12 protein-coding genes and 1 pseudogene are annotated in these 14145 nt (G+C 53.4%); 6 read left to right on the top strand and 7 right to left on the bottom strand.

Annotation, left to right across the window (positions count from 1 at the left end):
• Positions 1-51 precede the first annotated feature (51 nt).
• Positions 52-960: a LysR family transcriptional regulator gene (locus N5923_RS06695; protein WP_267140845.1), complete on the bottom strand. Its 909-nt coding sequence runs from the start codon at positions 958-960 to the stop codon at positions 52-54.
• 151 nt (positions 961-1111) lie between these two features.
• Here N5923_RS06695 and N5923_RS06690 point away from each other — a divergent pair, with 151 nt between their 5' ends.
• Entirely contained in the window at positions 1112-2029 is a 918-nt protein-coding gene (locus N5923_RS06690) for an aliphatic sulfonate ABC transporter substrate-binding protein (protein WP_267140846.1), read from the top strand.
• 150 nt (positions 2030-2179) lie between these two features.
• Positions 2180-2389, top strand: a pseudogene (locus N5923_RS24875) (putative T6SS immunity periplasmic lipoprotein); the annotation flags it as partial.
• Between the two features lie 31 nt (positions 2390-2420).
• On the opposite strand, the gene N5923_RS06685 reads toward N5923_RS24875, so the two are convergent.
• Positions 2421-3605 (bottom strand): NupC/NupG family nucleoside CNT transporter, encoded by a 1185-nt coding sequence (locus N5923_RS06685; RefSeq protein WP_267140847.1) that lies wholly within the window; start codon positions 3603-3605, stop codon positions 2421-2423.
• Positions 3606-3966: 361 nt separating this feature from the next.
• On the opposite strand from N5923_RS06685, the gene N5923_RS06680 reads away from it, so the two are divergent.
• Positions 3967-5205 carry an Nramp family divalent metal transporter gene (locus tag N5923_RS06680; RefSeq protein ID WP_267140848.1) on the top strand — a complete coding sequence of 413 codons (1239 nt, stop codon included), beginning with the start codon at positions 3967-3969 and terminating at the stop codon, positions 5203-5205.
• 63 nt (positions 5206-5268) lie between these two features.
• On the opposite strand, the gene N5923_RS06675 is transcribed toward N5923_RS06680, so the two are convergent.
• A complete protein-coding gene (locus N5923_RS06675; RefSeq protein WP_267140849.1) occupies positions 5269-5640 on the bottom strand; it encodes a DUF2502 domain-containing protein in 372 nt (123 codons plus the stop codon).
• A gap of 247 nt (positions 5641-5887) precedes the next feature.
• The gene (mgrA, locus tag N5923_RS06670) at positions 5888-6877 is read right to left on the bottom strand and encodes an L-glyceraldehyde 3-phosphate reductase (protein WP_267142243.1); all 990 of its coding nucleotides are present in this window, start codon (positions 6875-6877) and stop codon (positions 5888-5890) included.
• A gap of 280 nt (positions 6878-7157) precedes the next feature.
• On the opposite strand from mgrA, the gene glk reads away from it, so the two are divergent.
• Positions 7158-8123: a glucokinase gene (gene glk, locus N5923_RS06665; RefSeq protein ID WP_267142242.1), complete on the top strand. Its 966-nt coding sequence runs from the start codon at positions 7158-7160 to the stop codon at positions 8121-8123.
• Between the two features lie 132 nt (positions 8124-8255).
• Here glk and N5923_RS06660 read toward each other — a convergent pair whose 3' ends face one another.
• Together N5923_RS06660 and N5923_RS06655 are read right to left on the bottom strand one after the other, a co-directional pair.
• On the bottom strand, positions 8256-8993 hold the full coding sequence (locus N5923_RS06660; protein ID WP_267142241.1) for a LytR/AlgR family response regulator transcription factor: 738 nt from the start codon (positions 8991-8993) through the stop codon (positions 8256-8258).
• 27 nt (positions 8994-9020) lie between these two features.
• Positions 9021-10703 (bottom strand): sensor histidine kinase, encoded by a 1683-nt coding sequence (locus N5923_RS06655; RefSeq protein ID WP_323372716.1) that lies wholly within the window; start codon positions 10701-10703, stop codon positions 9021-9023.
• Between the two features lie 224 nt (positions 10704-10927).
• Between N5923_RS06655 and N5923_RS06650 the strand changes: the two genes are divergently transcribed.
• The gene (locus tag N5923_RS06650) at positions 10928-12100 is read left to right on the top strand and encodes a hypothetical protein (RefSeq protein WP_267142239.1); all 1173 of its coding nucleotides are present in this window, start codon (positions 10928-10930) and stop codon (positions 12098-12100) included.
• Positions 12101-12224: 124 nt separating this feature from the next.
• Here N5923_RS06650 and N5923_RS06645 read toward each other — a convergent pair whose 3' ends face one another.
• On the bottom strand, positions 12225-13466 hold the full coding sequence (locus N5923_RS06645) for a DUF1479 domain-containing protein (RefSeq protein ID WP_267142238.1): 1242 nt from the start codon (positions 13464-13466) through the stop codon (positions 12225-12227).
• A 137-nt stretch (positions 13467-13603) separates the two neighbouring features.
• Between N5923_RS06645 and N5923_RS06640 the strand changes: the two genes are divergently transcribed.
• Entirely contained in the window at positions 13604-14131 is a 528-nt protein-coding gene (locus N5923_RS06640; protein WP_267142237.1) for a GNAT family N-acetyltransferase, read from the top strand.
• Positions 14132-14145 lie beyond the last annotated feature (14 nt).

The raw sequence follows: 14145 nt of genomic DNA, 5'->3' as shown, positions 1-14145 counted from the left end.
GCCGATTTTAATATGTGTGAAATTCATTATTGTGCATTGCTAATATAAAAATTAGCAATTGTCTGCTGATGACAACAAACCATATTCTGCCGCCATATCGCTGCCAAACTGCGCGAGCGCCGCCAGCTGGCTGGCTGGCAGCGTACGTTGCACCAGCCACAGCTCACTGACCGGCGAGAAGTCACTCAGTTCCACCACCTTCAGCCGAAGTGACGCGGGAGCGCGATCCACCAGCATACGCGGCATCATCCCCAGCCCGCGTCCGGCGGCAATCAGCGCCAGCTGCAACGCACTGCCTTGCACTTCCATATTCAGCTGCAACGGCAAACCGCGATCGGCCAGCGCACGGGTAATGGCTGCGCGAAAACCGCAGCCATCCGGGTTAAGGATCCAGCCGCGACCATAGCATTCAGCCAGCGTCTGCGGCAGCGGTTGCCCGTCATCAGCGGCGACGATCGCCAGTTCTACCTTGCCCAGTGGCGCAACCAGCAGATTTTGCGGGAAAACTTTGCTGGCGGGAAACAGCAGCAGGGCGGCGTCGAGTTGCCCCTGTTGCAGCTGCTGCAACAGCTGATTGCCCCAGCCGCTGCTGAGGCGCGGCTGCAAATCGGGATAGCGCTGCTGTAGCTGCGCCAGCGCGGGCAACATACTGTCGTCGGCGAGGCTGTGCGGCATGCCGAGACGCAGCACGCCATGCGGCGGCGCATCCTCGGCCACCAGCTGCAACAGACTATCCACTTCGCTGATGATGCGCTGGCACTGCTGATAAACCTGCAAGCCAACGGTGGTGGGGCGTAGCGGCTTGGTCTGCCGATCGAGCAGCACCACGCCGAGTGACTCTTCGAAATTCTGTACGCGACGCGTTACCGCCGGTTGGGTCAGTCCCAGTTTTGCGGCAGTTTGCAGCGTCGATTGCAGCTGGATAAGGGTGACAAAAGCCTGGAGATCTTCGAGTTTCATAGCCTGCTTCATCTGACGGGAAAGTGTCAGCATAGAGCGGCGCGCGCGAATTTAATATGTCTTTTTAGTATATTTATTCGGCATAAAATGCATTTAGATTATAACGTAAGGTGTGGCAGGCTCGGGTTTTCTCTTTTTGAGGCACCGGACTGTGAAAAAAACTCTGATCACCTTATCTCTGTTACTGGCCACACTGGCGGGCAGCAGCCACGCAGCGACTACTTTATCGATTGGCGATCAGCGCGGCAATGCGCGGGCGATTCTTGAAGCGGCCGGTGAACTCAACAAACTCGACTATACAATTGACTGGCATGAGTTTGCCAATGCGGCGCCGCTGCTGGAAGCGTTAGGCGCCGGTTCGCTGGATGGCGGTTCGGTGGGCGATGCGCCGCTGACCTTTGCCGTAGCCGCCGGACTGGATGCCAAAGCGATCTTCGCGGTGAAATATGCCGGTAACGCGATTATCGTTAAAAAAGGCAGCGCCATCACCTCGGTACAGCAACTGGCTGGCAAACGCGTGGCGACAGTAAAAGGCTCTTCCGGCCATAACCTGGCGCTACAGGCGTTAGCGCAGGCCGGTGTCGATGCGAAAAGTGTCAAATTCGTGTTTACCACGCCAGCGGAAGCCACGCTGGTACTCGATCAGGGCGGCGTTGATGCGGTCGCCACCTGGGAACCCTATGTCTCGTTTGCCACCGATCAATCCGCCGCGCGTATTATTACCGATGGTAAAGACTTCCCGGCGCTAAGCTATTTTGTCGCCAGTAATCAGGCGATCCAGCATAAAAAAGCCGCGCTGGCGGATTTTACCCGGCGTCTGGAGCGCGCGCGGCTGTGGGGGAGTCAGCATCCGCAGCCCTACGCGGCATCGATCAGCAAGCTGTTGCGCCTGCCGGAATCGGTGGCGCTGCTGAAGGTGAAACGCGAGTTAAGCCAGCCGCTCAATAATCAGCAGCAAGCGTTGCAGATCCAGCAGGCTACTGCCGATCGCTATTTGCAGGCGGGGCTGATCCCACACGCGGTGGAGGCAAAGGGCTTTGTTGATCTTAATGCGGTGAAGGGGGAATAAGCGCATCTTGTTTATGGACGACATCCACCTTGTTCTTTATGATAAATAAATCTTAACAAAAGGAGGTGGTAAGATGCTGACAGCAGAGCAGAAAAAAAACGCTAACGCAGAGGGAACGCTTCGGCTTATGACCTTAGGCGAAATTATTTAACTGATACCGTACAACCCGTTTATCTTTCACAGAATCAATGTATCCCGCTTTATGGCTATCGATTTGAAGCGGGACATTCTTATGGTGTGTCAGTTCATTTAGAAACTCAGACAAGCCAGCGGACAGGTAAACCGGGCAGAATTTTCACCGCTTCATTTAACCTTTCGCAGCAAAAGGATAGTGCATTGCAGGTCAGTCCGGTTCACTAACAGGGGCCAGGCTAAACCTGGCCCCTGCGACTTACAGTACCAGACCGGCAATCGATGCCGACAGGACGCTCACCAGCGTTGAACCGTACAGCAGTTTCAGGCCGAAGCGGGACACCACATTACCCTGTTCTTCATGCAGACCTTTAATCGCACCGGCAACGATACCAATAGACGAGAAGTTAGCAAATGAGACCAGGAATACTGACAGGATACCTTCACCGCGAGGCGACAGCTGACCGGCGATTTTCTGCAGATCCATCATGGCGACAAACTCGTTAGAAACCAGTTTGGTGGCCATAATACTGCCAACCTGTAACGCTTCATGGGCCGGAACACCCATTACCCAGGCAAACGGGAAGAACACATAACCAAGGATGCCCTGGAAGCTGATACCGAAAATGGCGGCAAACAGCGCATTAAGACCGGAAATCAGGGCGATAAAACCGATCAGCATCGCGGCAACGATAATCGCGACTTTGAAACCGGCCAGAATATATTCGCCCAGCATCTCAAAGAAGCTTTGGCCTTTGTGCGCATCGCTGAGCTGCAGGTCTTCTTCTTTGTCGACGCGGTACGGGTTAATCAGCGACAGGACGATAAAGGTGCTGAACATATTCAGGATCAGCGCCGCGACCACATACTTAGGTTGCAGCATGGTCATATAGGCGCCGACTATCGACATTGATACTGTCGACATTGCCGTGGCCGCCATGGTGTACATGCGACGCTGCGACATCTGGCCGAGAATATCCTTATAGGCGATAAAGTTTTCTGATTGTCCCAAAATCAGTGAGCTTACCGCATTAAAGGATTCCAGCTTGCCCATGCCATTGATTTTCGACAGCACAGTACCGATCGCGCGGATAACCACCGGCAGGATGCGGAAGTGTTGCAGAATACCGATCAGTGCGGAGATAAACACGATAGGGCAGAGTACGTTCAGGAAGAAGAATGCCAGACCTTTATCGTTCATGCCGCCAAAGACAAAGTTGGTGCCTTCTGCTGCATATTTGAGCAGTTTTTCAAATAGCTCCGAGAAGCCTTGTACAAATCCGAGGCCGATTTCCGAGTTCAGGAAGAACCAGGCAAGCAGAACCTCAATGACCAGTAGCTGTATGACAAAACGAACGCGGATGTTTTTGCGATCGCTGCTGACCAGTAAAGCCAGTAACGCAACAACTCCCAGCGCCAAAGCAAAGTGCAGAATGCGGGACATGAGTGCTCCAAATATGAGGCAGGTTATAATTCGCTGTGTATTCTATGTAACGGCGAGCGCAAAAACGAGATCTTCGCCACATTATAATAATTACCTATACTCACTGTTGCTCAGAAAAGTCTGATGGATCACATCTTTCAGCGTTACCGCAAGGCGTAACGACGGTTGTTAAGCGTAGCGCTTTAACCTACAGTGAAATCAATTGCTGATTATTTAGCAGTGGTTTATTGTCACTGCTTGTATAGCAAAGGCTATACTTTATAGCGCTGGCTATCACAGCGATAATCATAATCGAATTCCATCGCGCCTGATGATCCTTATGCTGAGGTGAATCAGGCGTTTTCAGGCAAAGGTCACCACTATGTTAGAAAGTCGCACCGCGGAACGAGTAGCACGCGGAGCCAGAAGAGTGAAGCTGGCACTGCTGGGACCGGCATTTATTGCCGCTATCGGCTATATCGATCCCGGCAACTTCGCCACCAATATCCAGGCCGGCGCGTCTTACGGCTATAAACTGCTGTGGGTCGTGGTGTGGGCCAATGTGATGGCGATGCTGATCCAGCTGATGTCGGCCAAACTGGGGATCGCCACCGGCAAAAATCTGGCGGAACATATTCGTGACCGCTTTCCACGTCCGACGGTCTGGCTGTATTGGGTACAGGCGGAAATTATCGCCATGGCGACCGATCTGGCGGAATTTATCGGCGCGGCAATTGGTTTTAAACTGCTGCTGGGGGTGACCCTGTTGCAGGGCGCGGTGCTGACCGGTGTCGCCACGTTCCTGATCCTGATGTTGCAGAGTCGCGGGCAAAAACCGCTGGAGCTGGTGATTGCCGGTCTGCTGCTGTTTGTGGCGGCGGCGTATATCGTTGAGCTGTTCTTTTCTCAGCCGAAAATGGTCGATCTGGTGCAGGGGATGGCCTTCCCGTCGCTGCCAACATCGGATGCGGTGTTCCTTGCCGCCGGGGTACTGGGCGCGACGATTATGCCGCATGTGATCTACTTACACTCTGCGCTAACCCAGGCAGGCGATAAAGATTCACGCGCGCAGCGCTACTCTTCCACCAAGCTGGATGTGGCGATTGCCATGACCATTGCCGGATTTGTTAACCTGGCGATGATGGCCACCGCCGCCGCCGCGTTCCACTTTAGCGGCCATACCGGCATTGCCGATCTCGAGCAGGCTTATCTGACGCTGGAACCGCTGCTGAGCCACGCGGCGGCGACGGTATTTGGCCTGAGTCTGGTGGCGGCGGGTTTATCCTCGACCGTGGTCGGCACTCTCGCTGGTCAGGTAGTGATGCAGGGCTTTATCCGCTTTCATATTCCGCTGTGGGTGCGGCGCGTGGTGACGATGCTGCCATCGTTTATCGTGATTATGGCGGGCTGGGATCCCACGCGTATTCTGGTGATGAGCCAGGTGCTGCTCAGTTTTGGTATCGCGCTGGCACTGGTGCCGCTGCTGGCCTTTACCGGTAATCGTGAGCTGATGGGCGATATGGTTAACTCGCGCCTGATGCAGAATGCCGGAAAACTGATTGTGCTGCTGGTGGTGGCGCTGAATCTCTATCTGCTGGTGGGGATGGCGTTAGGTTTGTAATCGTCATTTCCGCAGCCTCTGCTGATCAAAAAAAGGCAGGAACCCTGGTTCCTGCCTTTTTGTTTAATGGTCGTGGCGGTCGTGGTGATCCCGGCGGTGATGATCATTCCAGTCGCGACGGTCATGGCGGCGATCGCGCTGATGATGTTTCCATTCACGATCGCGATCATGGGCGCGCCGGCGTTCCCATTCATGGTGACGTCGCCACTCTTCATGGCGCCACCAGCGACCTTCATTGTAGCGATAGTTATTGCGCCACCAGCGATCGTTACGCCAGCGACCGCCATCCCAGTACTGACCGCGGTTATCGCGATCGCCCAGATGCAGGGTAATGCCAGGTGCTAAATTGATTTCGGCGCTATTGGCTTGTGCTGTGTGAAGAGCCAAAGGCGATAAGCTTGCCAGCAAGGCGGCAAAAATAATGGCACGTTTCATATTATCTCCTTATCAACGACTAACTGCGTCGTTGTGTCAGGCAAGACTATCGGCAGCGAAGGCGATTAGCATTATGGCTGATTCTGAAAAGGCTAAGGAAAGTCTGATTTGAGAATTATCTGGAGGGCGGGCGTCTGGGCGAGGGAAACCATCGGGACGGGCGGCGAGAACGCCGCCCCTACAAAAACCAGCATACCCTGTAGAGGCGGCGTTCTCGCCGCCCGTATTTAAAGATAAGAGTAAACGGTTACACTAAAATAGATTCAATCTGTTGCAGCTCTGCATCGCTAAAGTGGCGATTGGCCAGCATACCGACCGCATCATCAATCTGGCTGGTTTTACTGGCGCCAATCAACACTGAGGTGACGCGATCGCCGCGTAGCACCCACGCCAGCGCCATTTGTGACAGTTTCTGGCCGCGTTCGCTGGCCAGCTGATTAAGCTGACGAACTTTCGCCATCTTCTCTTCGGTCAGCTGGTCGCTATTAAGGAAACGGCTGCCGCTGGCGGCGCGCGAGTCTTGCGGTACGCCCTGCAAATAACGATCGGTCAGTACGCCGCCCGCCAGTGGCGAGAAAGCGATACTGCCGACGCCGCCATGTTGCAGCACATCCAGCAGACCTGCTTCCGGCGTGCGTTCCAGCATCGAGTATTTCGGCTGGTGGATCAGGCATGGCGTGCCGAGATCGCGCAGAATGGCAATCGCCTGTTCCGCCATTTCTGCCGGATAGTTAGATATCGCCACATACAGCGCTTTACCCTGACGCACCAGATGGTCGAGCGCCCCCATAGTCTCTTCCAGCGGGGTTTCCGGGTCCGGGCGGTGATGATAGAAGATATCGACGTATTCCAGCCCCATACGTTTCAGGCTTTGATCCAGGCTGGAAATCAGATACTTACGCGAACCCCAGTCGCCATACGGGCCCTCCCACATGGTGTAACCCGCTTTCGACGAGATAACTAATTCATCGCGATACGAGCGGAAATCTTCGCGCAGGATACGGCCAAAATTCTCTTCCGCCGAACCTGGTGGTGGGCCGTAGTTATTGGCGAGGTCGAAATGGGTAATGCCACGATCAAAGGCGTGACGCAGCAGATTGCGGCTGTTATCCACCAGCGTGGTGTCGCCAAAGTTATGCCATAAACCGAGAGAAACTGCCGGAAGTTTCAGGCCACTGCGTCCACAGCGGCGATATTCCATCTGCTGATAGCGCCCGGCGTCGGGAAGATAGTGCATGTTTTAATCCTGCTTTATAAGGGTCAGTAACCGATACAGCATAGCAGTGTATGCGTTTACACTAAGCGGTTCCGCGCGGAGGATCGCAACTTACAGATTTTTCCGTCAGTGACGAATTCAGAAAGATGCCGCTGTGCAGAAGGCCGCTGTACCGTTAAGGTATACACTTTTAAAGCTGGCAGTTTTGACTACACGCTCACCTTTATTCCCGGTGAGCGTTGTCGTTTTATCAGGGGAAATTTATAGTGGTACACATTGACTCAAACGGAGCAGCAGAATAATGACCAAATATGCTTTGGTAGGTGATGTTGGTGGCACCAACGCACGCCTTGCCCTGTGCGAACTGGAGAGCGGCAGCGTTTCACAGGCCAAAACCTTCCCGACATCAGAATATGCCAACCTTGAAGCCGTTATTCGGGTCTATCTTGATGAACAGAAGCAGGATATTAAAGACGGCTGCATCGCGATTGCCTGTCCAGTCACCGAAGACTGGGTCGAAATGACCAACCATGACTGGGCATTTTCCATCAAACAGATGAAGGCCAATCTGGGTCTGCAACATCTGGAAGTGATCAACGATTTTACCGCGGTGTCGATGGCTATCCCGATGCTGACCGAAGCGGATGTCATTCAGTTTGGCGGCAAAGCGGCGATCAAAGATCGTCCGATTGCGGTCTACGGCGCCGGAACCGGACTGGGCGTGGCACATTTAGTGCATGTAGATCAGCGCTGGGTCAGCCTGCCGGGTGAAGGCGGTCATGTCGATTTTGCGCCAAACAGCGAAGAAGAAGATCTGATTCTGGAAGTTCTGCGTCCGGAACTGGGGCATGTTTCCGCCGAGCGCCTGCTCTCCGGTATGGGTCTGGTCAATCTCTATCGGGCGATTGTTAAATCAGATGACCGTGTACCAGAAAACCTGAAGCCGCGTGATGTTAGTGAGCGCGCATTGGCAGACAGCTGCATCGACTGTCGTCGTGCATTGTCGCTGTTCTGTGTGATTATGGGGCGTTTTGGCGGCAATCTGGCGCTGACGCTCGGCACCTTTGGCGGCGTGTATATTGCGGGTGGCATCGTGCCACGTTTCCTTGAGTTCTTTAAAGCCTCCGGTTTCCGCGCGGCGTTTGAAGATAAAGGCCGCTTTAAAGATTACGTCTCGGAAATTCCGGTGTATATGATCACCCACGATCAGCCGGGTCTGCTGGGCGCTGGCGCTCATCTGCGCCAGAAACTGGGCCGCGTGATTTAAATCCAGGCGGCGTTTTCGCCGCCGGTGCTCCTTGTCAGGCGGGAGCCGAAAACGGCTCCCCTACAGCGGTTTCGCGTTTCAATATTCTGTTGTAGCGGCGGCGTTCTCGCCGCCCATGCAGGCGTATAGCGGTTATAACCGCATTAACTGTCTGAATTCCTTTACCTTACTTCTGCTGACCGGCACCTGAAAATCAAGATCGCGCAGCTTCAGGATATAGGTATTGTTAAACCAGGGTTCAATCTCGCGGATCTTACTCAGATTAACGCACCATGAGCGGTGACAGCGGAAGAAATACTCCTCCGGCAGGCGACTGCAAAATTCAGTGATATTCATCGACATCACATACTCTTCACGACGCGTATAAACAAAGGTCATTTTTTCGTGTGCTTCAGCATAATAGATATCATCGATATCAGTGACGATGATGCGTTCATCTTTCTCTAAATTGATGGTCATTGCAGCATTGCGCGGCGCATGGGCGCCTGCGGTTTGCGCCTGCTGGTTTTGCTGATGACTGCTCTCCAGCTTGCGCAGCATAGTAACAATCCGTGACTCGTGATAGGGCTTAAGAATATAGTCAAACGCCTCCAGCTCGAAGGCTTCCACCGCATGCTCCTTATACGCGGTGATAAATACAATCAGCGGCTTATGGGCAAACTTACTGATATTCTGCGCCAGCAGCACGCCATCCAGTGACGGAATATTAATATCGAGAAAGATCACGTCGACCTGATGGTTTTGCAGGTATTTCAGCACGTCGAGGCCATCATCAAAGCTGGCGGCAATCTTTATCTGGCTATGTTGTTGAATCAGCCAGCTCAGCTCCTGCTGCGCCAGAAACTCATCTTCAACAATAATCGCATTCACACGCATTTCTCCGCTAGCGGCGGTCTGTCAGACCGAAAGTGAAACATTGTTCTCAGGCAGTGAACTGCCATTTTTACTGATATAGAAGGCAATTTCAGTGCCCGGATTCAGGCGATAAATCTGTAACCCTTCGCCATATAACAGGCGCACGCGGTGATGAACATTGAGCAGGCCAATCTTATTGCCGGGCATTTCATTATTTTCGACGCGGGCCATCACTTCATCGCTGATACCGTTGCCGGTATCGCGTACCGAGATACGTACCCGATCGCCCTGATCCTGTACCGCCAGCACCACCACCCCTTTGCCCCGACAGGGCTGGATGCCATGTACAATGGCGTTTTCCACTAACGGCTGGATCAGCAGGCTGGGGACTTTGCAGGCAACATCTTCGTCAATTTCATAGATCACCGTCAGCTTGTCGCCAAAACGCGCCTGCTCGATGGCGATATAATCTTTCACCTGATACAGCTCTTTTTTAATGTCGATCGCATCGTCGTCGTTCAGCTCAAGGTTGTAACGCAGATAGCGCGACAGGTTAATCACCAGCTGCCGTGCGGTATCCGGATTAAGGCGAATCGACGCCGAAATGGCGTTCAGCGCATTAAACAGAAAGTGCGGGTTAATTTTGCTTTGCAGCGCGCGCAGCTCGGCTTTATTCGCCATCTCGCGCAGCTGTTCGGCACGCGAGACTTCCAGCTGAGTCGAGATAATCTGCGACAGTCCCACCGCCATCTCTTTTAGCGACCAGGTGATGCGGTGCGCATGGCGATAGTAAATTTTCAGCGTACCGGTCACTTCACCCTGTTCGCGCAGCGGAATCACGATCATCGAGTGAATTTCCGGTGTGCGGTGGGCTTCATCGTTATTTTTAATAATGATTTTACCGCTGGAGATCGCCAGCGCGGTGGTCGGGCTGATGCCATCGTCACCATCGCGATAGTTATGTTCACCAAAACCGACATAGGCGAGGATCTGGTTTTTATTGGTCATCGCCACCGCATCAGCATCAATATCGCTGCGAATAATATCGCACACCTTACGCAGCGACTGGCTGTTGACCTGGCGAAACAGCGGCAGGGTTTTATTGGCGATATCCAGCGCCAGCTTGGCCTGACGTGCGGCAATCGCCTCTTTTTCGCCTTCGACGCTCTGCACCAGCAGCACGATTAAGCCGATACAGACCGCGCCGAGGATCATCGGAATGGCGATTTCCGCAACAATCGCCAGCCCCAGTGACTTAGGTTCCGCCCATACAACAATCAACAACATGGTCAGCGTTTCACACAGCATGCCGCCGAAAATACCGACGCTCCACTGTTTATCTTTCGCCACTTTAAGATTGATCCAGCCGGAGATAATACCGGCGGCAATACTGGTGATTAAGCAGGGCACCGAGGTCACGCCATCGATATCGATCAGAAAGCGGTGTACGCCGGCAATCACGCCGGTGGCGATGCCGACCCATGGACCAAACAGAATCCCGCCGGACATCACGGCAATTACCCGCACATTGACCAGCGAACCATCGACATTGATACCGGTCCAGGTACTGAACAGGGCAAACAGCGAGAAGATGGCGGTAACCGCAATCAGCTCCTGACGCGAATGCTCATCTTTTTGCAGTAACTGACGGAACTGACGCGTACGGGTCATAAAGAACAGGCTGATAAGCATCAGCGCCGCGCGGTCAAAAACCGCCAGCAGCATATCGAAAATGGATTGCACAGGCATCCCGCAAGGCTAAGGCTGAAGTCCCAATCATAAGGAAACTAACGGTAATGTGCCAGCAAGCACGCAGAAGTGTGGCGTAAAGGCGGTTTAGATCAATTTTGCCCGGCATGGCGCTTTTCTAAAAAATGCCCTGTCTGCTACCTGGGTATGATGGCGAACAGCAGGATCAGGGATTAATGACTTCAGGGAGAGATTATTCAATGTCAGATTTTCCGTTGGTTCCATTTTCAACGCTATCTTCAGTAAACTCTTACCATACAACGACGGCACGAACCACCACGACCGTAGCCCAACATGTGGCTTCAGCCGGAAACACGGTTGTGTCTGCCCTTCCAACTCAGCCGGCTACTGGCCAGTCTACTTCTCAGCTTCGTCTGCCAGTACCATCTGATATCAATGCTATGTTAAGTAAACAACAATGTAATAAAAAAGGCGGCATTTTAGCTGATTGCCGGACATCGCCTTCACTACCTGAAAGTTATTTGCGTGAACCGCAAGTTTTTGCGAATAAAGAAAAACCGTTCCCTACCGGGTTAAAGTCTTTTACGCAGTATTCAGAAAACCTGCAAACTTCGGCTATATCGGATAAATCACTCCCCCTGCAGAAAGAGGCGCCAACTTCAACTGGCAGCCGCAGCAGGGTAGCTGATGCGCTGTTAAAGGCCGGACAGCAACTGCCCGTGAAAACACTCACGTCACAGCAGCAGCAATTTTTATATGAAATTATCGCTGAACGCGATTTCACGATTGATCCAGCCACCCGGCAATCGGAAAGCAACGATTTAAATTATAAACTTGCAAAGGTACTGATCGAATCCAGGCCGCGGTTTCGTGATGTATCTGAGTTAAATCAGCTGAGTAAATTTATCAACAATGAATATCCTTTAACCGGGGATTGGCGACGCGACCTGAAAGCCGCGATCTTCAGGCGGATGCGGGAAGTGACTATCTCTGATCCTGCGTCATACGAGCTGGCGATGAATATCGCCTTCGCGCGGATCACGGCACCAGAGGACCCGGAATCTTGTCTCAAGGTTGCTCTAGATCATGGAATCAAACCACACTCTGCTGAGATGGATATGTTGCAGATAAAAGCCGTAAAAGAGGGGATAGCCGGAAAATATGCCGCAGCTGGCGTAAATTGCTTCGTTATCTGTGATCAGTTTGGCATCACGAAAGACAGTAACGCGATGGTGGAGCTACAGTTAATTGCAGTCAGGGATGCAGCTGAGCAGCACTTGCTTGATGGCGCCTCCTGCTTTGAAATAGCCGAAATATTGGGTATCGGGCCGCAGGACATGGCGATGGAAGTATTGACGCAGATGACCGAAGAGTTGATGGAAAAGAAACATATTCTCAGCGGCATACCTTAAGTTGCTAGTGAACCTGGCATCGTTCAGGGTCGCGATGCCATGCTATTGCCTGAGAAGATTACTAATAATATTGACCCAAATTCTTAATGTTAAACGGGCGGTATTCTCGCCGCCCGCGACAATTTTATCCCTGCATTTGCGTTTTCCCCTGTGCCGTTAACGCCGCTTCACCGGCGCGACCCGTGAAATCCACCTCGAAATCATCGGCGGCAAAATCCGGCGGCGAACGGCCTTCCACAAACGCTGGCCACTGGCGTTGCAGATAGGCGGCATTCTTCTCACACCAGGGGGCGGCGGCGATATACATCACATTACTGTCGAACTCGCCCTGATGCTCATTCTCCACCGCATGAATCACATCACAGTGCCAGAAAACCGTGTCGCCAGGCTCCATATCGGGAATAGAGGAAACCCCACTCACTAAAAGGGGATGCCATTGTTCGCTGACTGACAGCGCCCGGCCTGGCGCGGCACCACACAGATCGTCATCGGCGACATCGTCCTGCAATGCGCGCAGCAGAATACAGGCCATGGCATTGGCGACCGGCAGCAGGCGCAGGGTACCGCCATGCTGGCGCTGCGGCGTCAGCGCGGTCCAGCCCTGAAAGGTGCGGAACATGGAGCAGACGGCAGGGGAAGGGAATTCGCGCACTTCAGTGCGTTTTTCGGCATCAAACGGGTTGTACTGCTGCCAGTTGCCGTTAAAAATCTGGCGATAAACATAACGGAAATTCTCATCCAGCCAGCGCTCAATCGAGCCGCCATCAACATGGGGCGACAGTCCGGGGGAGCTGGAATGGGGCGGTCGGCGACGGGTGCGGTCGGCATAAGTCACTACCCGTTGCGGGTCAAAATGTTGCACGCCGTGGCTTTCGCTCTGCCACAACGAGTTAAGAAATACCTGCACCGCATTCATCCGTGCGTCCTGGCGCGCTTCCACCTGCGGAGCCGACCAGTAGATGCCGTAAATTTGCGGCTTAGCAGCTTGCAGATCACCAAAATAGTTATCCTCCGCCGCATGTTTCAGCCGCTCGACGAAGTTATTGCGCTGCAGATAATCGCCCACTTGCTGATTCCACTGGCTGGCGCGCTGCCGGGGAAAGACGCCGCGCACAGTACAGCAACCGCGCTGACGAATCTGTTGTTTTTGCTGGTCGCTAATGCGACCCTGAATAATGTCCTCAGCCTCCAGCTGCGGCACCGGATGCTCGCCGCTGGCCTGCGCACTGTGCAGGGCGTCAATCTGGCGTTGCATATCCGCTTCAACCTGAAGGAAGACTTCACGGTAATCAGGTAACTCGCGGCGCAGTTTAGTTTTTATCGCGCGGATGGCTGCAGGGATATCGTCGATATGCAGAGATGACATAAGATGTTCTCCAGTTAATTGCAGGGTGAGAATATTGTTGTTATGCACGGCTCAGTTCAGCGTTTATCACAACGCAAAAAAGCGGAATTAAACAGGGCTGGGTTTAAAGTGAAACTTCCCGTTTTAGAGAGAGTGATATGCATCTGACAACCGAGCGGTTGCGGTTAAGCAAACTGCAGCCGGAAGACTGGCAACTGTTTCAGGCGGTGCATAACGATCGGGCGATCATGCGCTGGATCGGCGCGATTCCGACCGTTAGCGATGTACATCAGCGTTTTAACGAGCGTCTCGCCCCGTGGCAAACCACCAGCTACCATATGCTGTGTCTGGTGATTCGTTTGCAGGAGAGCGGCGAAGCGGTGGGGATGCTGGGCGCCAATCCGTCATGGAACCCGCATCGTCAGGCGGAGGTCGGCTATTCGCTGCTGACAGCACACTGGGGCCACGGCTACGCCAGTGAGGCGCTGGCGGCGCTCTGTCAGTTCCTCAGCAACGAGTGCGAGTTCCATAAACTCACCGCCTCAGTGGTGGAGGGTAACTGGGCATCACGCCGGGTGCTGGAGAAAAATGGTTTTCTGCTGGAGGGCACGCTGCGGGATAATTATCTGTTGCGTGACCAGTGGGTAAACGATTGGGTGTTCGGCCGGCTTAATAACGTCGGATAAAAAAATTTTATCCT

It is taken from the genome of Winslowiella arboricola, assembly GCF_025527015.1.
Classification (GTDB): domain Bacteria; phylum Pseudomonadota; class Gammaproteobacteria; order Enterobacterales; family Enterobacteriaceae; genus Erwinia; species Erwinia arboricola.
Note: the sequence above shows the minus strand (reverse complement) of the source record. Positions and strands in the feature narration are given on the sequence as shown.